A 19531-nucleotide genomic window follows, 5' to 3' on the forward strand; every position below is an offset into this window, starting at 1 on the left:
CTGGCCGACGCGAGTCGGCAAGGCATTGACGACATCAGTTTCCGGTACAGCGGGCATCCGTGCGCGCTGACCGCTTATGACATGAAGGAGCTCGCGACATGGCTGCCGTTTGCGACGTCTGCGCCAAGGGCCCCGGTTTCGGGAAGTCGGTCTCGCACTCGCACCGGCGCACCAACCGTCGCTGGAACCCGAACATCCAGACCGTGCGTGCGCAGGTTGCCCCTGGCAACACCCGCCGGATGAACGTGTGCACCTCCTGCCTGAAGGCGGGCAAGGTCGTCCGCGGCTGATTCTCAGCCCGTACATTCTGCCGACAGTGCCCCGGCACCCCGCGTGGGTGATCCGGGGCTTTGTCGTCGGCGGGTAGCCCGATGTCCGACTGGCGGATCACGTCGCTGACCGCCGACCGGGTCACCGCACTCGCCGCCTGCCACATCGCGACCTGGCGTGAGGCCTACGACACCCTCGTGCCCGGCCACGTGCTCACCGGATTCGATCTCGATCGCTCCGCGCAGACGTGGGAACGGCGCCGCACCGACGGCGCCCATCGACTGCCGATCGCGCTGTCCGGTGACGACCTCATCGGCTTCGCCGCCGCCACGGCCACCGAACTCGAAGCGCTCTATGTCCGCGCCGCCTGGCACGGCAGCGGCGTCGCGGACGCCCTGATCGACGCCGCGGCCCCGGACTCGCCGTGCACACTGTGGGTCTTCGCGGACTATCCGCGCGCCCACGCCTTCTACCGCAGGCACGGCTTCACCGACACCGGCGTCCGCCGCGTCGACCCGTTCACCCTGCTGCCCGAACAATTGTGGCGGCGCGGCCCTCGCTAGGGTGCAGCCATGAGTACCACCGAACCGGTTACCGCCGTCACCCTCGTCGACGGCGTGCTGCAGCTGACCATCGCCACCGCCGCCGCGGGCACCTCGATGAACTTCGACCTGATCAACCAGGGCACCGAGGCACTGCGCACGCTCGACCCCGACGTCGGCGCCGTGCTGCTGACCGGTTCCGGCGCCAACTTCTGCGCGGGCGGCAACGTGCACCACTTCGCCGGCGCCGAGGATCGTGGCGCCTACCTGCACCAGCTGGCATCGGAACTGCACGACTTCGTGCGCGCGCTGGCCGCCACCCCGGTGCCGGTCGTCGCGTCGGTGCACGGCTGGGCCGCGGGCGCCGGCATGAGCCTGGTGTGCGCCGCCGACATCGCCATCGGCGGCCCCTCGACCAAGCTGCGCCCCGCCTACCCCGGCATCGGCCTGAGCCCGGACGGTGGCATGTCGTGGCTGCTGCCCCGCATCGTCGGCGCGAGTCGCGCGGCCGAGATCCTGCTCACCGACGCGGTACTCGACGCCGACGAGGCCGTGCGCCTTGGCATCCTGAGCCGCACCGTCGCCGACGACGAGGTCCGCGCCGAGGCCCTGCGCGTGGCCCAGAGCTTCGTCGCCGGTCCGCGCGCCACGTACGCGGCCATGAAAAAGCTGCTGGCCCAGTCGCCTTCCGCGACACTGGACCAGCAGCTGGACGCCGAACGCGACAGCATCGCCGCCGCCGCGAACAACAGCACCGGCAAGGAAGGCGTCGACGCCTTCGTCGCCAAGCGCAAGCCCGATTACCTCGGGCTGAACTGACTGCGCGTCAGCAGGCCGCGCCGAGGGCGCTGAAGGTGTTCTGCAGCAGGCAGGTCACCTTCGCGTTCACGCCGGAGGAGATGGTGGAGGTGCCGGTGGAGGTCCACTCCTCACCGATCTGGGTGGTGGCGACCGGCGCGGCCTGCTCGTTGTAGGGCTCGAGCGCCAGGCCGGCCGCGTTGGCCGAGGCGGCGCCCGCGGTGAGGGCGGCGGCGACGGCGGCGGTCGCGACGGCGGCGCGAACGGTGGTGATGTGCATCGGGTTGTGCTCCTTCATCATTTTTCTTTCGTGCGGACGACGCCCCGGGTCAGGGCAGCCGCCAATCGACGGGCTCGGCACCGAGTTCATCGAGCAGTTCGTTGACCCGCGAGAAGGGCCGCGAACCGAAGAATCCCCGCGAGGCCGACAGTGGTGAGGGGTGCGCCGATTCGATGTAGGGGATCTCGGCGGCGGTGAGCGTGGGTTTGAGGGAGCCCGCGTCGCGGCCCCACAGCACGGCGACCAGCGGCTCGTCCCGGGCGACCAGGGCGCGGATGGCCTGCTCGGTGACCGCTTCCCAGCCTTTGCCGCGATGCGAGGCCGGGGTGCCCGGGGTGACGGTGAGCACCCGGTTCAGCAGCAGCACACCCTGATCCGACCACGGGCTCAGGTCACCGCAGCTCGGCGTATCGAAGCCGAGGTCCTTGGTGTACTCGGCGAAGATGTTGGACAGGCTGCGCGGCACCGGCGAGACATCGGGCGCGACAGAGAAACTCAGCCCCATCGCGTGTCCCGGTGTCGGGTAGGGGTCCTGGCCGACGATCAGCACGCGGACCGCGTCGAAGGGACGACGGAACGCGCGCAGCACGTTCTCTCCCGCGGGCAGATAGCCCCGGCCCGCCGCGTTCTCGGCGCGCAGGAATTCGCCCATCTCGGTGATGCGGTCGGCGACCGGCTCCAGAGCCCGGGCCCAGCCCGGATCGATGATCTCCGACAGTGGTTTGGCACCCATGACCGCACAACCTATCGTTTCCGGCCGGTGGGTGTGACGTCCGCCCCACGGAACGATTCCCAGCCGGTGCCGCCGGCGGGCTCGGTGCCGTCCACGGTGACGCCGCTGCCCGCGCCGACCACGCCGATCGGCCGCCAGCCCGGCGGCAGCGAGGTACCGGCGGCCCAGGTTCCGGCGAAGGCGTGATCCTCACCACCGGCCAGAATCCATTGCGCCGCATCGGCATCCAGGCTCCGCGCCACCGCCGCCAGGTCGGGATCGGCCAGCGCGGCGCTGTGCACGTCGACGGCGACGCCGGAGGCGGCGGCGAGATGTCCCAGGTCGGCGAGCAGTCCGTCGGAGACGTCGGTGAGGGCGGTCGGCCCGACCTCGCCGGTCAGGTCGAGCACGGCGGCGTAGGGCGGCCGCGGAACACGGTGCGTGGCAAGGGCATGCGCGAAGGCGGGCGCGGAAAGGTCGGCGCCGCTGGACAACACGGCCAGGCCGGCGGCCGACCAGCCGAGCTCGCCCGCGACGGCGACGACATCGCCCGCGCGGGCGCCCGAGCGGGTGACGGCGGCCTGCCCACCGAGATCGCCGAACGCGGTCACCGAGATCACCAGCTGTTCACTGTGCACCAGGTCGCCGCCCGCGACGGACCCACCGGCCCGGCTCGCCTCGGTCCAGAGCCCGTCGGCGAGACCGGTGATCACCGGCACGGCCGTGTCGGCCGGGCAGCCGAGCGCGACGACGAACGCCGTGGGACGCGCCCCCATGGCGACGATGTCGGCGGCGTTCTGCGCGATGGCCTTGCGACCGATCTCGACGGGGCTCGACCAGTCGAGCCGGAAGTGCCTGCCCTCGACGAGCATGTCGGTGCTCACCACGAAGCGGCCGTCGGGCGCGGCGATCACCGCGGCGTCGTCGCCCGGCCCGAGCAGCACGTGCGCGGCCTGCTCCCTGCCCGCGTTGATCAGGTCGATCACCGCGAACTCGCCCAGCTCACGCACCGTCCGTGGACGGCTGTCCTCGCTGATGACCGGCCCCTTCCCACTGTCCTGACGACCGACGAAATCGCCACGACGGTACCCTTTCGGAGGCGATCGGACACAACGGAGAGGACCAGGCGGTTATGGCGGCGGATTCGTCGGACCCGGCAGCGGCGGACGACACGGACGGTAAGGCGCCGGACACGGACGTGAAGACCGACGCGGAAACCGATTCGTCGCCGTCGTACTCCCCCGCGCTGATCGCGACGGCGGTCGCCTTGCCGGTGGTGCTGATCGTCGGCGTCCTGGTCGCCGCCGTCATCGCCCTGCGCGCTCCCGTCGAGCGCGAACCGCTCGCCCTCGGCCCCGTCCCGGCCCCCGCGGCCGACGGTCCGGCCTGCCAGGCCCTGCTGCCCGCCCTCCCGGCCGACCTCGGCGACTACACCAAGTCGACCCTCGTCGAGCCGGCCCCGCCCGCCACCCGCGCCTGGCAGCACCCCGACGGCGGCGAGCCGATCGTGCTGCGCTGCGGCCTGGACCGGCCCCTGGAATTCAACCGCGCGTCCCCGCTACAGGTCGTCAACGGCGTGCAGTGGTTCCAGGTGCGCGACGAGGTGGGCAAGGTCGGCACCTGGTTCGCCGTCGACCGCGAAACCTACATCGCCCTGACCGTCCCCGACGGCTCGGGCGCGGGCGCCATCCAGAACATCTCCGACATCATCAGCGCCCAGCTCCCCGCCCGCGAACCGACTCCCGGCGAGCTGTAGTTCGAGCGCGGCGCCGGCCGCCGACAACTCAGCGCAGGCCGGTGCCGCGGGCGATGGCGGTCTCGATCAGCGTGGACACCAGCGCCGGGTAGTCGATCCCGGTCGCCTCCCACATCCGCGGGTACTGCGAGATCGGGGTGAAGCCCGGCATGGTGTTGATCTCGTTGATCACCGGCCCGTCCGCGGTGACGAAGAAGTCGACGCGGGCCAGTCCCTGGCAGTCCAGCGCGCGGAACGCACGGATGGACAGCTCGCGGATCTGGTCGGCCACGTCGTCGTCGAGCTTGGCGGGCACGTCGAATTCGCAGACGTCGTCGAGGTATTTGGTGGCGAAGTCGTAGAACTCGGGGGCGGCGGCGTCGGCGTCGGGCATCCGGATCTCGGAGACCACGCTCGCGCGGACCTGCCCGTCGGCGAATTCCAGGACGCCACACTCGACTTCGCGGCCGATGATGCCCGATTCGACGATCACCTTCGGGTCGTGTTCGCGCGCCGCGGCGACGGCCGCGTCCAGCTCGGCCCAGTCGGTGATCTTGGTGATGCCGATCGACGACCCGCCGCGCGCCGGCTTCACGAACGCGGGCAGCCCGATCCGCTCGCGTTCGGCGGCGGTCATGGTGGCGGTGCCGGGCCGCAGCACGACCTGCACGCCCACCGGCAGCCCCTCGGCGGCGAGCAACTTCTTGGTGAATTCCTTGTCCATGCCCGCGGCGCTGGCCAGCACACCGGCGCCGACGTACGGCACACCCGCCAGTTCGAGCATGCCCTGCAGCGTGCCGTCCTCGCCGAACGGGCCGTGCAGGATCGGGAACACCACGTCGACGCGGCCGAGCGCGGCGGAGGCGTCGTCGAGCGCCACCAGGGTGCCGGAGCGGCTCGGGTCGGCCGCCAGGGTGAGGGCGGTGCCCGTGGCGTCGACGGCGGGCAGCGAACCGTGACTGAGCGCGAGCTCGCCGATGCCGTCGGCGAGCACCCAGCCACCCTCGGCGGTGATGCCGATGGGTACCGCTTCGTAGCGCGCGGGATCGAGGTTGCGCAGCACGCTGCTCGCCGACACACACGAGACGGCGTGCTCGCTGCTGCGTCCGCCGAACACCACGGCCACCTTGATCCGGTTCGTCATGAACGTCACCGTAACGGTTTGACCGGCGTGGGGCGCTATCGCCCTACTCGGGTTTGATCCGGCGGCCCAGCAGACTGCCGACGGCCTCGCTCACCGAAAGTCCCTCGTGGCACACCCGGTGCACCGCGTCGGTCAGCGGCATCTCCACCTGATGCGCCGCGGCCAGCGCGCGCACCGATGTGCACGACTTCACACCCTCGGCGACCTGGCCATTGGTCGCCTCCTGGGCGGCCTGCATCGACCCGCCCGCGCCGAGCACCGCGCCGAAGGAGCGATTGCGCGACAGCGGCGAGGTGCAGGTGGCCACCAGATCGCCCACGCCGGCGAGCCCGGCCAGGGTGACCGGCTGCGCGCCGAGCGCCACGCCGAGCCGGATCACCTCGGCGAGACCACGGGTGATCAGGCTCGCGATGGTGTTGTCGCCGAGCCCCATTCCGGCGGCGATCCCGCAGGCCAGTGCGATGACGTTCTTGCACGCGCCGCCGATCTCGCAGCCGATCACGTCGGTGTTGGTGTACGGCCGGAAGTAGCCGGTGGCACACGCCCGCTGCGCCACCTCGGCCCGCTCGGGGTCGATGCAGGCGATCACCGTGGCCGTCGGCTGGCACTGCACGATCTCGCCGGCCAGGTTCGGCCCGGACAGCACCGCGACGCGACCGGGGTCGGCGCCGGTGACCTCCTCGATCACCTGGCTCATCCGCAGCAGCGTGCCGGTCTCGATGCCCTTGGCCAGGCTGAGCAGGGTGGCGTCGGGTCCGATGTCGCCCTTCCAGCGGTCCAGGTTCGCGCGCAGCGACTGCGACGGCACGGCGAGCACCACCAGGTCGACGCCGTCGAGCGCGGCCCCGGCGTCGGCGGTGGCGCGCACCGGCGGCAACTGCACGCCGGGCAGATAGAACGGGTTGCGATGTTCGCTGTTCAGCGCCTCGGCCACCTCGTCGCGTCTGGCCCAGATCGTGACCTCGGTCCCCGCCTCCGCCAACACCTTCGCGAACGCGGTGCCCCACGACCCCGCGCCCATAACCGCCGCCCTCGTCATCTGCTCAATATGCCATGCAAGGATTGAGGACATGCGTCCGCACACCGTGCACGCCGTGATGGCGGTCAAGCACATCGATCGGGCCAAGAGCAGGCTGGCCGACATGCTGAGTCCCGAACAGCGGGAGCGGCTCGTGCTCGCCATGTTCGCCGACACGGTGGTCGCCGCGACGGCGGTGCCCGAGGTGCTGTCGCTGACCGTGGTCACGCCCGATCCGCTGGTCGCCGCCCGTGCCGCCGCGCTGGGCGCGCACGTCATCGACGAGCCCGCGGGCGCACCGGACCCGCTCAACTCCGCGCTGGCCGCCGGCGCCGCCGACGTGCGGGATCGGCACGGTCCGGCCCATCTGCTGGCCCTGCAGGCCGATCTGCCCGCGCTGCGCCCCGCCGAACTGGCCGATCTGCTCACCGTGGCGCCGCACGGCGTGCGTTCGGTCGTCGTCGACCACACCGGCACCGGGACCGCGGCCCTGCTCGTGCGCGACACCGCCGCCGAACTGGCGCCGCGTTTCGGCGCCGATTCGGCCCGCGCCCACCGCGCGGCGGGGGCGCACGCGCTCACCGGGCACTGGCCAGGGCTGCGCTGCGATGTCGACACCCCCGCGGACCTCGACGCGGTCCGTAGGATCGGAGTCGGGACCCACACCGCGGCCACCTTGCGCGCGTTCGGATTGCCCGCGCACAGCGGCGATCCCGTGCGGACGGTGTGCTAGCCGGTCGCCACGGCCGAGTCCACGGTGTGAGTCCGCCGATGTCGTACTGCGAACTGCTCGGTATGTAGGGGATGATTGACGGCGTGAGCGATACGGAAACCATCAAGCAGCAGGCCCCGATTTCCCCGCCACCCGCGGCCGCCAACGGCGCGGGCTCCGACACCACCACCCAGCGATTGCCCCGGGATCGCTACCTCAACCGGGAACTCAGCTGGCTGGACTTCAACGCCCGCGTGCTCGCGCTCGCCGAGGACGCCTCCCTGCCGCTGCTCGAACGCGCGAAATTCCTGGCGATCTTCGCCTCGAATCTCGACGAGTTCTACATGGTCCGCGTCGCCGGACTGAAACGTCGCGCCGAGACCGGACTGTCGGTCCGCTCCGCCGACGGCCGCTCACCGTCGGAACAGCTCGAGATGATCGCGGCGCGCGCCCAGGAACTGGCCGCGCGGCACGCCCGCGTGTTCATCGACGACGTCGATCCGGCACTGGATGCCCACGGCATCGACCTGATCGGCTGGGCCGACCTCGACGACGACGAACGCCAGCGCCTCTCGGGCTATTTCACCGACCAGGTGTTCCCCGTGCTCACCCCGCTGGCCGTCGACCCGGCCCACCCGTTCCCCTATATCTCGGGCCTGAGCCTGAATCTGGCCGTGACGGTGAAGGACGCCGACACCGGCGGTGAGCATTTCGCCCGCGTGAAGGTGCCCGACAACGTCGATCGCTTCGTGCGCGTGCGGCGCACCGCGGCGCCCTCGGCGATCGCGGCGTTCCTGCCGATGGAAGAGCTCATCGCCGCCCACCTGGACCTGCTCTTCCCCGGGCTGACCGTGGTGGAGACCCATTCGTTCCGGATCACCCGCAACGCCGACTTCGAGGTCGACGAGGACCGCGACGAGGATCTGCTGCAGGCGATGGAACGCGAGCTGGCACGGCGCCGTTTCGGCAAGCCGGTGCGGCTCGAGGTCTCCGACGACATGACCGAGCACATGCTCGAACTGCTGCTGCGCGAACTCGAGGTCGACCCGGCCGACGTGATCCAGGTGCCCGGCCTGCTCGACCTGTCGTGCCTGATGCAGGTGTACGGCGTCGACCGGCCCGATCTCAAAGACGCGCCCTATGTTCCGGCCACCCCCGCCGCCTTCGGCGAACGCGAGACCCCGCGCAATGTCTTCTCGGCGCTGCGCGAGGGCGATGTGCTGGTGAACCACCCGTACGACTCGTTCTCCACGAGCGTGCAGCGCTTCATCGAGCAGGCCGCCGCCGACCCGCAGGTGCTGGCGATCAAGCAGACCCTGTACCGCACCTCCGGTGACTCGCCGATCATCAACGCGCTGATCGAGGCCGCCGAGGCGGGCAAGCAGGTCGTCGCGCTGGTGGAGATCAAGGCCCGCTTCGACGAACAGGCCAACATCAAGTGGGCGCGCGCGCTGGAACAGGCGGGTGTGCACGTGGTGTACGGCCTGATCGGCCTCAAGACCCACTGCAAGACCTGCCTGGTGGTGCGCAGGGAGGGGTCCACCATCCGGCGCTACTGCCACATCGGCACCGGCAACTACAACCCGAAGACGGCCCGGCTCTACGAGGACTTCGGGTTGTTCACGGCCGCACCGGAGATCGGCGCCGATCTGACCGACCTGTTCAACTCGCTGACCGGGTACTCCCGCAAGGAGGACTACCGCAATCTGATGGTCGCCCCGCTCGGTGTGCGCGACGGCATCATCGAGCGGATCGACCGCGAGATCGAACTGGCCGAGCAGGGCGATACCGCCGCCCGAATCCGGCTGAAGGCCAATGCCATCGTCGACGAGCAGATCATCGACGCGCTGTACCGGGCCTCGCTGGCCGGTGTGCCGGTCCAGATCGTGGTGCGCGGCATCTGCGGCCTGCGCCCCGGCGTCCCGGGGCTGAGCGAGAACATCGAGGTGCGCTCGATCCTGGGCCGGTTCCTCGAGCACTCCCGGGTGATCGAGTTCGGCGCGCAGGCCCAGACCTGGATCGGCAGCGCCGACATGATGCACCGCAATCTCGACCGCCGGGTCGAGGTGATGGTCCAGGTGAAGGACCCCCGCCTCGCCGAACAGCTCTCGGTGGTCTTCGATTCGGCGCTGGACCCGATGACCCGCTGCTGGGTGCTACGCCCGGACGGTCGATGGCAGGCCAGCCCGAGCGATGCCGACGGCGAGCAGGTCCGCGATCATCAGCAGTTCCTCATGCGCCTGCGACGCCCCGATCAGCAGTGAGCGACGGCACAGGGCTGTCCATGCGGGACCCCCGTGTGCGGGCCAATATCCACGCGGCGGGCGCGCTGGTGTGGCGCGCGGGCGACAAGGGCCCGGAGATCGCGGTGATCCACCGCCCGAAGTACGGGGACTGGTCGCTGCCCAAGGGCAAACTCGATCCCGGGGAGACGCCGATCGTCGCCGCGGTACGAGAGGTCGGTGAGGAGACCGGCCTGCCGTGCTCCCTCGGCCGGTTCCTCGGGCACGTCACCTATCCGATCCCTGGCCACCGCCAGCTCAAACGGGTCTATTACTGGGCGGCCGAGGCGAAGGCGGGCGAGTTCACCGTCAACGCCGAGGTCGACCAGTTGCGCTGGTACCCGCTGGACCGGGTGATGGACCAGCTGTCGTATCCGATGGACCGTCAGGTCGTGCGGATGTTCGCCCGGCTGCCCGCGCGCACCGCGACGGTGCTGCTGGTTCGCCACGCGAAGGCGGGCAAGCGCGGCAAGTTCGACGGACCCGATGCCGAGCGCCCGCTGGAACCGGCCGGCGCCGCCCAAGCGAAGGCGTTGACGCCGAATCTGCTGGCGTTCGGGGCATCCGAGATCCACTCGGCCGATCCGCTGCGCTGCGTGCAAACCGTGACCCCGTTGGCCGAAGCGCTGAACGTCGAAATCAATTGCGAGCCAATGTTTTCCGAGCAAGGTTACGATTCAGCGAAAGACGCGGCGCGGCAACGATTTCTGTCGTTGATCACCGATCACGGCGTACCGGTGGTGTGCAGTCAGGGCGGGGTGATTCCCGATCTCGTGCAATGGCTCGCCGAGCGGGGTGAGCTCAGCTTGCCGCCCGCGCGCAATCGCAAGGGCAGCGTCTGGGCATTGTCGTTCACCGACGACCGATTGGTCGCGGCCGACCATCTGGACCGCGCACTCACGACCGGATTCGTCAAAGCCTGAGCGGCCCGCCCCGAAACAGCCGAAACGGCCCCGGAATCCCCGGGGCCGTTCTCGGTCCAGTGGTGGGTGATGCGGCCTACGTGCACATTCCCCGACCTGATCCCGCTGCGGCGGGATCAACATCAACGAGCACGACGGGCGGCAGTCTTCTTCGCAGCTGTCTTCTTGGCGGGGGCCTTCTTGGCGGCCGTGGTCTTCTTGGCGGCGGCGGTGGTGGTCTTCTTGGCCGCCGTCACCTTCTTCGCGGGCGCCTTCTTGGCCGCGGTCACTTTCTTTGCCGCCGTGGTCTTCTTGGCGGCGGCGGTCTTCTTGGCGGCGGCCGTCGTCGTCGTGGTCTTCTTGGCGGCGGGGGCCTTGGTGGCTGCCTTACGGGCGGTGGTCTTGGCGGGGCCCTTCGACGGCGTCGCCTTCTTGGCGGCGGTCTTCTTGGCCGCCGTCTTCTTGGCTGCCGCCTTCTTCGCCGCCACGGGGGCGTTCACGCCCCGCTTCACGGCGGGTCCCGACGCGGCCAGCTTCTGCTTGCCCGCGATCACCGCCTTGAACTGAGCACCGGGCCGGAAGGCAGGGACCGAAGTCGCCTTCACCTTCACGGTTTCCCCGGTACGCGGGTTGCGGGCAACCCTGGGGGCACGCTTGCGCTGTTCGAACACACCGAATCCGGTGATCGTGACGCTTTGACCTTTGTGCACGGCGCGAACGATGGTGTCGACCACGTTCTCGACAGCCGCAGTAGCCGTGCGCCTGTCCGTACCCAACTTTTCGGTCAGAACGTCGATCAGTTCCGCCTTGTTCATTGAATCCTCCGCAGACTAATGGCCCGTCGTCGGACCGACTAGGTACCACGGTAAACCCAGTTTGGGCAAGAGTCTATGTGCCACGCCAAAATTCATGTGGTTTAGCACACGTCCAGCTACCGCCCCCAGGGGATGCGCCGCCAATCGTCGGTGGTGATTACGCTTGCGAAATAGGCTCCGGCAGCGTCACGGGTTTCCATGACGGCCTAGCCTTTTCGAACTCGCCGATCGTCGCGGCCTGCCGCAGCGTGAGCCCGATGTCGTCCAAACCCTCCAGCAGACGCCACCTGGTGTAGTCGTCAATATCGAACGGCAACACGACGGTTCCCGCCGTCACGGTGCGCGCGGAGAGGTCGACAACCAATTCGAGACCGGGCTGTTCCTCGATCAGCTTCCACAGCATTTCGACATCGTTCTGTGACATCTGCGCGGCCAACAGGCCGCCCTTCCCCGCATTCCCCCGGAAGATGTCGGCGAAACGCGAGGAGATGACGACCCGAAAGCCGTAGTCCGACAGCGCCCACACCGCGTGCTCCCGGGAGGACCCGGTGCCGAAATCCGGTCCGGCGACCAAGACGCTGCCGCGGGAGTACGGCTCGGTGTTCAGAATGAAGTCCGGATCCGCCCGCCAACCGGCGAACAAGCCGTCCTCGAAACCCGTACGGGTCACCCGCTTCAGGTAAACGGCCGGGATGATCTGGTCGGTGTCGACATTGGACCGGCGCAGCGGCACCCCGATGCCTTTGTGAACAGTGAAGGCTTCCATAACGATTCTCCTTCGATCGTGGAGGTCGGGCGCTCAGGCCAGATCGGCGGGCGAGGACAGGGTTCCGCGGACGGCGGTCGCGGCGGCCACCAGCGGCGAGACCAGGTGGGTGCGGCCACCCTTGCCCTGCCTGCCTTCGAAATTACGGTTCGAGGTGGAGGCGCAGCGCTGGCCGGGCTCGAGCTGATCGGGATTCATGCCGAGGCACATCGAGCAGCCCGCCTGGCGCCATTCCGCACCGGCGGCGGTGAAAATCTCGCCGAGTCCTTCTTTTTCCGCCTGCGCCCTGACCTTCATCGACCCGGGTACGACCAGCATTCGCACGCCGTCGGCGACGTGGCGTCCCTTCAAAACATCGGCCACCGCGCGCAAATCCTCGATCCGCCCGTTGGTGCAGGAACCGACGAAAACGGTGTCGACGCTGACCTCACGCAGCGGCGTTCCCGGCGTCAGGTCCATGTAGCGCAACGCCTTCTCGGCGGCGTCGCGCTCGCTCTCGTCGGCGATCTGGGCCGGATCCGGGACGTTCGCGCCCAGCGGCAGGCCCTGGCCCGGGTTGGTGCCCCAGGTGACGAACGGGGTCAGCGCGTCGGCGTCGATGTGCACCTCGGCGTCGAAAACCGCGCCCTCGTCGGTCTTCAGCGCCTCCCAGGCGGCCACCGCGGCGTCCCAGTCGGCGCCCTGCGGCGCGTGCGGGCGGCCCTTCAGGAATTCGTAGGTCACCTCGTCGGGGGCGATCATGCCTGCGCGGGCGCCCGCCTCGATGGACATGTTGCAGATCGTCATCCGCGCTTCCATCGACAGCTTGCGGATCGCCTCGCCCCGGTACTCCAGCACATAGCCCTGGCCGCCGCCGGTGCCGATCTGCGCGATCACGGCCAGGATCAGGTCCTTGCTCGTGACCCCGGGCGCCAATTCGCCGTCGACGGTGATGGCCATCGTCTTGAAGGGCCGCAGCGACAGCGTCTGGGTGGCCAGCACGTGCTCGACCTCGCTGGTGCCGATGCCCATGGCCAGCGCGCCGAACGCGCCATGGGTGGAGGTGTGGCTGTCGCCGCACACCACCGTCATGCCCGGCTGGGTCAGGCCCAGCTGCGGGCCGACGACGTGCACGATGCCCTGCTCGGTGTCGCCCATCGGGTGCAGGCGCACACCGAACTCGGCGCAGTTGCGGCGCAGCGTCTCCACCTGGGTGCGCGAGATCGGATCGGCGATCGGCTTGTCGATGTCGACGGTGGGGACGTTGTGGTCCTCGGTCGCGATGGTGAGATCGGGACGGCGCACCGGCCTGCCCGCCGCCCGTAGCCCGTCGAAGGCCTGCGGACTGGTCACCTCGTGCACGAGGTGGAGATCGATGTAGATCAGGTCGGGTTCACGGGAGGAACCATCGCCTTCGCCAGGGACGACGACGTGCTGTTCCCACACCTTCTCGGCCAGTGTGCGGGCGCGCTCGGCCATTGCTTGATCACCTTTCGACGGACATACTTGGTATCTCAAGATATGAGACGTTAGTATCGTTCTATGAGACAGCATAGCGGTATCGGTGTTCTCGACAAAGCCGTGGCGGTGCTCTACGCCGTCGCGGACGAGCCATGTGGTCTCAACGACCTGTGCACCCGCACCGGCCTGCCCCGCGCCACGGCGCACCGGCTGGCGGTCGGGCTGGAGACGCACCGGCTACTGGCCAGGGACGGCAACGGGCTGTGGCGGCCCGGCCCCGCCCTCACCGAGTTGTCGGCGGGGGCCACCGATCCACTGGTGGAGGCGGCAGGGGCCATTCTGCCCCGCCTGCGCGAGATCACCGGCGAGAGCGTGCAGCTGTACTGCCGCGACGGCAACGCGCGCGTCTGCGTGGCCGCCCTGGAGCCGCCCGTTGGCCTGCGCGACACGGTGCCCGTCGGCTCGCGGCTACCGCTCACCGCGGGCTCGGCGGCGAAGGTGCTGATGGCGTGGGCCGATCCGGAGTTACAGCGCACCGTCCTGGCCGACGCGGTGTTCGGCGACCGGGCGCTCGCCGAGGTCCGCAAGCGCGGCTGGGCGCAGAGCGCCGCGGAACGCGCGCAAGGTGTGGCCAGCGTCTCCGCCCCGGTGCGCGACGCGGCCGGCGCCGTCGTGGCCGCGGTCTCGGTGTCGGGTCCGATCGATCGGATGGGACGCAGGCCCGGCGCGCGCTGGGCCGCGGATCTGGTCGCCGCCGCCGAGGCACTGCACAAGAGGCTGTGAACGAGAAAGACCCCCGATCGAATATCGACCGGGGGTCTTTCTTCGTAGCCCCGACGGGATTTGAACCCGCGCTACCGCCTTGAGAGGGCGGCGTCCTAGGCCGCTAGACGACGGGGCCAGGACGATCTCACCGAAGTGAAACCTTGCTGGGGTACCAGGACTCGAACCTAGAATGGCTGAACCAGAATCAGCTGTGTTGCCAATTACACCATACCCCAAGGATGGAAACGCTCGGCCCCCATCTCACCGAGTGGTTGTCGGTGTTGCGAGGCCGTGTTCCGCGGCGAGAAGAAGATTACCAAACACAGTGGGGTAAACTACAAATCGCCTGGTCAGAAGCCTATTTTTGGCTGTTTTCCGGCTCCGGGGCGGGGCCGGACCCCGCCCCGGAGGCACTCACTCCGGCGTGGGCACCCAACCCCGCGCCGCGCGCAGCCGGTCGAGGGAGATCTCGCGGCCGAGCAGCTCCATCGATTCGTAGAGCGGCGGGCTGATGTGCGAGCCCGTCACCGCCACCCGCACCGGCGCGAACGCCTTGCGCGGCTTGAGCCCCAGATCCTCGATCAGCGCCTTCTTCAGCGCCTCTTCCAGGGCCGGGGTGGTCCACTCGGTCAGCGGCTCCACCGCGGCGATCGCGGCGTCGAGCACCGGATCGGCCTCGGCGCCGAGGTTCTTGCTCCCGGCGGCCTGGTCGACGGCGAACTCCGCCGGCGCCACGAACAGGAACTTCAGCAGATCCCACGCGTCGCCGAGCACCACGATGCGGGTCTGCACCAGTTCGGCCGCCGCCAGGAAGGTCTTCTCGTCGATTTCGGCGCCGATATGCCCCTGCGCGGTGAGGTACTCCCGCAGCCGGTGGCCGAAATCACCCGGCTCGAGCAATCGAATCTGCTCGGCGTTGATGGCGTCGGCTTTCTTCTGATCGAAGCGGGCCGGATTCGAATTCACGGTCGAAATGTCGAACGCGGCGACCATCTCCGCCATCGAGAACACGTCGCGGTCCTCGGCGATACTCCAGCCGAGCAGCGCGAGGTAATTCAGCAAACCCTCGGGGATGAATCCGCGATCCCGGTGGACGAACAGATTCGATTCCGGGTCGCGCTTGGACAGCTTCTTGTTGCCCTGACCCATCACGAATGGCAGATGACCGAACTCGGGGGTGAACTCGGCGACCCCGATACGCTGCAGCGCCGCGTACAGGGCGAGCTGACGCGGTGTCGAGGACAACAGGTCCTCACCGCGCAGCACGTGCGTGATCTTCATCAACGCGTCGTCGACCGGATTCACCAGCGTGTAGAGCGGATCGCCGCTGCCGCGGGTGAGTGCGAAATCGGGCACGGTCCCGGCCTTGAAGGTCGTTTCCCCACGCACCAGATCGTTCCAGCTGAGATCGGTTTCGGGCATCCGCAACCGGATCACCGCGGGTCGCCCCTCGGCTTTGTAGGCCATGATCTGCTCGGCCGTCAGATCGCGGTCGAAATTGTCGTAACCGAGTTTCGGGTCGCGGCCCGCGGCACGATGGCGCGCCTCCACCTCTTCCGGCGTGGAGAAGGACTCGTAGGCCTCCCCCGCCTCGACCAGCTTGCGCACGACGTCGAGATGAAGATCGCGCCGCTGCGACTGCCGGTAGGGCTCGTACGGCCCACCGACCTCGGGCCCCTCGTCCCAGCTCAGCCCGAGCCAGCGCAGCGCGTCGAGGATCGCCTGGTAGGAATCCTCGGAATCGCGTGCGGCGTCGGTGTCTTCGATGCGGAACACGAACGTGCCGCCGTGATGGCGGGCGTACGCCCAGTTGAACAGTGCCGTGCGGATCAGGCCGACGTGCGGCGTCCCGGTCGGCGACGGGCAGAAACGGACCCGTACTTCAGTCATGACTCTCTCTCCGCGGTATCAGCGCTTGGTGGCAACGGGATTGGTGAGGGTGCCGATGCCCTCGACGGTGACCGACACGTTCTGCCCGGCCTGCAGCGGGCCGACGCCTTCCGGTGTGCCGGTGAGGATCACGTCGCCGGGCAGCAGGGTCATCACGGCCGACACCCACTCGATGATCTTCGGGATGTCGTGCAGGAACAGCGAGGTGCGGCTGCGCTGGCGGACCTCACCGTCGACCTCGGTGACCAGCTCCAGATCGGCCGGGTCCAGCGCGGTTTCGATCCACGGGCCGAGCGGGCAGAACGTGTCGTAGCCCTTGGCCCTGGTCCACTGCCCGTCGTGGCGCTGCTGGTCCCGCGCGGTGACGTCGTTGGCGACGGTGTAGCCGAGGATGACCTCGGCGGCCTTGGCCGCGGGCACGTCCTTGCACGGACGGCCGATGACCACGGCCAGCTCGCCCTCGAAGTCGACCTGGGAAGAGCTGGGCGGCATGATGATCGGCGCGTTCGGGCCGACGATCGAGGTGTTCGGTTTGATGAAGATCACCGGGTCGACCGGCGCCTCGCCGCCCATCTCGGCCGCGTGGGCGGCGTAGTTCTTGCCGATGCAGATCACCTTGCTGGCCAGGATCGGCGCCAGCAGGCGCACATCGGCCAGCGGCCAGCTCCGCCCGGTGAACGTCGGATTGCCGAACGGATGTTCTGCGATCTCCTTGGCGGTGGCATCGCTTCCCTCGCCTTCGATACTGACGAACGCGACTCCATCCGGACTGGCAACTCGACCTAAGCGCATGCCCCGGAGTCTATCGAGGAGGGCTCACCTGCCCGAACGCGCCCGTGACGCGGCGCGCACGCGACGACAGCCGACCCGTATCGCCGTGCGAGAACTCACACGGTTGTGATTCGAAGGCGCTGCCCGCGTGCGGGATTCGCCGTCGGCGCGACGCCGGCGGGCTGTGATCTGTCAGACACCGAAATCGAGGGCACGATTCAGCGGTCACCGGTGTAGCGTGAGCACTGATGTTCAAGCCTTGAGACATCTATCTCAAATAATGAGATGCAATCGTGCAATCCGGGCGAGGTGAGAATCGTGACAGAGGTGCGGCCGACGGTCGAGGTGCCCCAAATCGGCGACGGCAGACGCTGGCTCATGCTCGCCCTCGGCGTCTTCGCGCAGACCGCGAGTTCGATGTTCATCCACGGCACCCCGTTCCTGCTGCCCGCGCTCACCGCGCGCGGTGATTCGCTGGCCGCCGCGGGCGCGCTGGTGGCGCTGCCGACCGTCGGCCTGGTGTGCACGCTGATCGCGTGGGGCTATGTCGTCGACCGGATCGGCGAACGCGTCGTGCTGGTGGCGGGCACGGCGCTGATGTGCGCCGCCGGTGTCGGCGCCGCGCTGGTCGACAATCCGTACGCGTTCGGCGCGCTGCTGTTGCTCGGCGGCGTGGGCGCGGCCAGTTCCAACGGGGCCAGCGGGCGGGTGATCGTCGGCTGGTTCCCGCCGGAGCGCCGCGGCCTGGCGATGGGCATCCGGCAGACGGCGCAGCCGCTGGGCGTCGGCCTGGGCGCACTGAGTATTCCGTGGGTCGCCGCGCAGTACGGCATCCCGGCCGCGCTGCTGGTCCCCGCGCTCCTGGCCGGCATCGCGGCGGTCGGCTGCCTGGTCGGGATCGTCGACCCGCCCCGTCCACCCACCAAGGCCGCCGACCGCGCCAACCCCTATCGCGGCGACTCCACCCTGTGGCGCATCCACGGTGTGTCGATTCTGCTGGTCTTCCCACAGGCGACCCTGTGGACCTTCGCGCTGATCTGGCTGCACCGCGACCTGGGCTGGTCGCTGGCCGCCGCGGGCACGCTGATGACGGTGACCCAATTCCTCGGCGCCGCAGGCCGGATCGGCGCGGGCGCCTGGTCGGATCGGGTCGGCAGCAGGCTGACGCCGCTGCGGCAGGTGGCGATCGCCGCGGTCGTGTCGATGGCGGCGCTGGCGGTGACCGCGTGGACCGGCTGGTGGTGGGTGGCGGTGCCGCTGATGGTCATCGCCTCGGTCGTCTCGGTGTCTGACAACGGGCTGGCCTTCACCGCCGTCGCCGAGATCGCCGGTCCGTTCTGGTCGGGCCGTGGGCTCGGCATCCAGAACACCGGCCAGAACCTCGTCATCGCCGCCATCCCTCCGGTTTTCGGCGCTCTGATCACCGCGACGAACTACCCCACCGCGTTCGCGTTCGCCGCCGTGGCGGCCGTCGCCGCGGTCCCCCTGGTCCCCCGCGACCGACGACACTGACGCCACCGCCGCGCGTTTCGCCACGAAGCCGAAACACGCTGCACCGCTGAGGATTCACCAGGAAACAGATCGGCCCGTGTCGTCACATGACGACACGGGCCGATCGCGCTCTCAGCGTCCTCAGACGATGGCGGCGATCCGGTCGCCCACCTCGACGGTGGAGGCGGTGCCGGTGCGCGAGGCCAGGTCCTTGGCGACGGCGGACTCGATGCGCGCGGCGCCCTCGGTGTTGCCGAGGTGGTTGAGCAACAGCGAAACCGACAGGATCGCGGCGGTCGGGTCGGCCTTGGACTGGCCCGCGATGTCGGGGGCGCTGCCGTGCACCGGCTCGAACATCGACGGGTTGGTGCCCGAGGCATCGATGTTGCCCGAGGCGGCCAGGCCGATGCCACCACTGACGGCGGCGGCGAGGTCGGTGATGATGTCGCCGAACAGGTTGTCGGTGACGATCACGTCGAAGCGGCCCGGATCGGTCACCATGTGGATCGTGGCGGCGTCGATGTGCTGGTAGGCGGTCTGCACGTCGGGGAACTCGGCGGCGACCTCGTCGACGGTGCGCTGCCACAGCGAACCGGCGAAGGCGAGCACGTTGTTCTTGTGCACCAGGGTCAGGTGCTTGCGGCGCGCCTGGGCGGTGGCGAAGGCGTAGCGGACCACACGCTCGATGCCGAAGCGGGTGTTGTTGGAGACCTCGGTGGCCACCTCGTGCGGCGTGCCGACGCGGATCGCGCCACCGGTGCCGGTGTAGGGGCCCTCGGTGCCCTCACGCACGACGACGAAGTCGATGTCCGGGTTGCCCGAGAGCGGGCTGGTGACGCCGGCGTGCAGCTTCGACGGACGCAGGTTCACGTGGTGATCCAGCGCGAAGCGGGTCTTGAGCAGCAGGCCGCGCTCGAGCACGCCGCTGGGCACCGACGGATCGCCGATCGCGCCGAGCAGGATGGCGTCGTGCTGCTTGAGCTCGGGCAGCACCGACTCCGGCAGGATCTCGCCGGTGCGGTGGTAGCGGGCCGCGCCCAGGTCGTATTCGGTCTTCTCGACGCCCGGCGAGACCACGTCGAGCACCTTGAGCGCCTCGGCGATGACCTCGGGGCCGATGCCGTCACCGGCGATGACTGCGAGTTTCATGAACAAGCTCCGTTCGAAGTCGGGGCGGATCGAGCCGCGCCGCGGATAC

At 69.3% G+C, this 19531-nt stretch carries 20 protein-coding genes and 2 tRNA genes; 9 read left to right on the top strand and 13 right to left on the bottom strand.

Features of this window, described 5'->3' with window-relative positions:
• Window positions 1-98: 98 nt before the first annotated feature.
• The 3 genes from rpmB (at window position 99) to DFR69_RS03720 (ending at window position 1631) form a co-directional block, all read left to right on the top strand.
• Window positions 99-290, top strand: a complete 192-nt coding sequence (gene rpmB / locus DFR69_RS03710; RefSeq protein ID WP_011210730.1) for a 50S ribosomal protein L28 — start codon at window positions 99-101, stop codon at window positions 288-290.
• A gap of 81 nt (window positions 291-371) precedes the next feature.
• Window positions 372-833, top strand: a complete 462-nt coding sequence (locus tag DFR69_RS03715) for a GNAT family N-acetyltransferase (RefSeq protein WP_110035924.1) — start codon at window positions 372-374, stop codon at window positions 831-833.
• Window positions 834-842: 9 nt separating this feature from the next.
• Complete coding sequence (locus DFR69_RS03720) at window positions 843-1631, top strand: enoyl-CoA hydratase/isomerase family protein (RefSeq protein ID WP_110035925.1); 789 nt, start codon at window positions 843-845, stop codon at window positions 1629-1631.
• A 7-nt stretch (window positions 1632-1638) separates the two neighbouring features.
• On the opposite strand, the gene DFR69_RS03725 is transcribed toward DFR69_RS03720, so the two are convergent.
• From DFR69_RS03725 to DFR69_RS03735, 3 genes are read right to left on the bottom strand one after another with little or no spacing between them, the layout of a single operon-like run.
• A complete protein-coding gene (locus tag DFR69_RS03725) occupies window positions 1639-1890 on the bottom strand; it encodes a hypothetical protein (protein ID WP_244198057.1) in 252 nt (83 codons plus the stop codon).
• Between the two features lie 49 nt (window positions 1891-1939).
• Window positions 1940-2623 (bottom strand): uracil-DNA glycosylase, encoded by a 684-nt coding sequence (locus DFR69_RS03730; protein ID WP_110035927.1) that lies wholly within the window; start codon window positions 2621-2623, stop codon window positions 1940-1942.
• Between the two features lie 11 nt (window positions 2624-2634).
• Window positions 2635-3639: a thiamine-phosphate kinase gene (locus DFR69_RS03735; protein WP_261774482.1), complete on the bottom strand. Its 1005-nt coding sequence runs from the start codon at window positions 3637-3639 to the stop codon at window positions 2635-2637.
• A gap of 161 nt (window positions 3640-3800) precedes the next feature.
• Between DFR69_RS03735 and DFR69_RS03740 the strand changes: the two genes are divergently transcribed.
• Window positions 3801-4358 carry a DUF3515 domain-containing protein gene (locus tag DFR69_RS03740; protein ID WP_244198058.1) on the top strand — a complete coding sequence of 186 codons (558 nt, stop codon included), beginning with the start codon at window positions 3801-3803 and terminating at the stop codon, window positions 4356-4358.
• A 28-nt stretch (window positions 4359-4386) separates the two neighbouring features.
• Here the strand turns inward: DFR69_RS03740 and DFR69_RS03745 are convergent, their stop codons facing one another.
• Together DFR69_RS03745 and DFR69_RS03750 are read right to left on the bottom strand one after the other, a co-directional pair.
• Complete coding sequence (locus DFR69_RS03745; protein WP_110035930.1) at window positions 4387-5481, bottom strand: D-alanine--D-alanine ligase family protein; 1095 nt, start codon at window positions 5479-5481, stop codon at window positions 4387-4389.
• Window positions 5482-5524: 43 nt separating this feature from the next.
• Window positions 5525-6520: an NAD(P)H-dependent glycerol-3-phosphate dehydrogenase gene (locus DFR69_RS03750; protein WP_110035931.1), complete on the bottom strand. Its 996-nt coding sequence runs from the start codon at window positions 6518-6520 to the stop codon at window positions 5525-5527.
• 31 nt (window positions 6521-6551) lie between these two features.
• On the opposite strand from DFR69_RS03750, the gene cofC reads away from it, so the two are divergent.
• The 3 genes from cofC (at window position 6552) to DFR69_RS03765 (ending at window position 10416) form a co-directional block, all read left to right on the top strand.
• Entirely contained in the window at window positions 6552-7232 is a 681-nt protein-coding gene (gene cofC / locus DFR69_RS03755) for a 2-phospho-L-lactate guanylyltransferase (RefSeq protein WP_110035932.1), read from the top strand.
• Between the two features lie 71 nt (window positions 7233-7303).
• Complete coding sequence (locus tag DFR69_RS03760; protein ID WP_110035933.1) at window positions 7304-9475, top strand: RNA degradosome polyphosphate kinase; 2172 nt, start codon at window positions 7304-7306, stop codon at window positions 9473-9475.
• A gap of 20 nt (window positions 9476-9495) precedes the next feature.
• Window positions 9496-10416 carry an NUDIX hydrolase gene (locus DFR69_RS03765; protein ID WP_110036146.1) on the top strand — a complete coding sequence of 307 codons (921 nt, stop codon included), beginning with the start codon at window positions 9496-9498 and terminating at the stop codon, window positions 10414-10416.
• Window positions 10417-10538: 122 nt separating this feature from the next.
• Here the strand turns inward: DFR69_RS03765 and DFR69_RS03770 are convergent, their stop codons facing one another.
• From DFR69_RS03770 to leuC, 3 genes are all read right to left on the bottom strand, one after another.
• On the bottom strand, window positions 10539-11210 hold the full coding sequence (locus tag DFR69_RS03770; RefSeq protein ID WP_110035934.1) for an HU family DNA-binding protein: 672 nt from the start codon (window positions 11208-11210) through the stop codon (window positions 10539-10541).
• 157 nt (window positions 11211-11367) lie between these two features.
• Window positions 11368-11976, bottom strand: coding sequence for a 3-isopropylmalate dehydratase small subunit (leuD, locus tag DFR69_RS03775; RefSeq protein ID WP_110035935.1), 609 nt, complete (start codon window positions 11974-11976; stop codon window positions 11368-11370).
• 33 nt (window positions 11977-12009) lie between these two features.
• Window positions 12010-13434 (bottom strand): 3-isopropylmalate dehydratase large subunit, encoded by a 1425-nt coding sequence (gene leuC / locus DFR69_RS03780; protein WP_110035936.1) that lies wholly within the window; start codon window positions 13432-13434, stop codon window positions 12010-12012.
• 63 nt (window positions 13435-13497) lie between these two features.
• Between leuC and DFR69_RS03785 the strand changes: the two genes are divergently transcribed.
• A complete protein-coding gene (locus DFR69_RS03785) occupies window positions 13498-14199 on the top strand; it encodes an IclR family transcriptional regulator (RefSeq protein WP_110035937.1) in 702 nt (233 codons plus the stop codon).
• Window positions 14200-14244: 45 nt separating this feature from the next.
• Here DFR69_RS03785 and DFR69_RS03790 read toward each other — a convergent pair.
• From DFR69_RS03790 to DFR69_RS03805, 4 genes are all read right to left on the bottom strand, one after another.
• Window positions 14245-14317: transfer RNA gene (locus DFR69_RS03790), tRNA-Glu, on the bottom strand.
• Window positions 14318-14345: 28 nt separating this feature from the next.
• Window positions 14346-14417 (bottom strand) — tRNA-Gln (locus DFR69_RS03795).
• 178 nt (window positions 14418-14595) lie between these two features.
• A complete protein-coding gene (gltX, locus tag DFR69_RS03800; RefSeq protein WP_110035938.1) occupies window positions 14596-16071 on the bottom strand; it encodes a glutamate--tRNA ligase in 1476 nt (491 codons plus the stop codon).
• Window positions 16072-16089: 18 nt separating this feature from the next.
• Window positions 16090-16863 (bottom strand): fumarylacetoacetate hydrolase family protein, encoded by a 774-nt coding sequence (locus DFR69_RS03805; RefSeq protein WP_110035939.1) that lies wholly within the window; start codon window positions 16861-16863, stop codon window positions 16090-16092.
• Window positions 16864-17220: 357 nt separating this feature from the next.
• Here DFR69_RS03805 and DFR69_RS03810 point away from each other — a divergent pair, with 357 nt between their 5' ends.
• Window positions 17221-18354: an MFS transporter gene (locus tag DFR69_RS03810; protein ID WP_110036147.1), complete on the top strand. Its 1134-nt coding sequence runs from the start codon at window positions 17221-17223 to the stop codon at window positions 18352-18354.
• A gap of 120 nt (window positions 18355-18474) precedes the next feature.
• Here the strand turns inward: DFR69_RS03810 and DFR69_RS03815 are convergent, their stop codons facing one another.
• On the bottom strand, window positions 18475-19482 hold the full coding sequence (locus DFR69_RS03815; protein ID WP_019048277.1) for a 3-isopropylmalate dehydrogenase: 1008 nt from the start codon (window positions 19480-19482) through the stop codon (window positions 18475-18477).
• Window positions 19483-19531 lie beyond the last annotated feature (49 nt).

It is taken from the genome of Nocardia neocaledoniensis (assembly GCF_003182135.1).
Lineage (GTDB): Bacteria > Actinomycetota > Actinomycetes > Mycobacteriales > Mycobacteriaceae > Nocardia > Nocardia neocaledoniensis.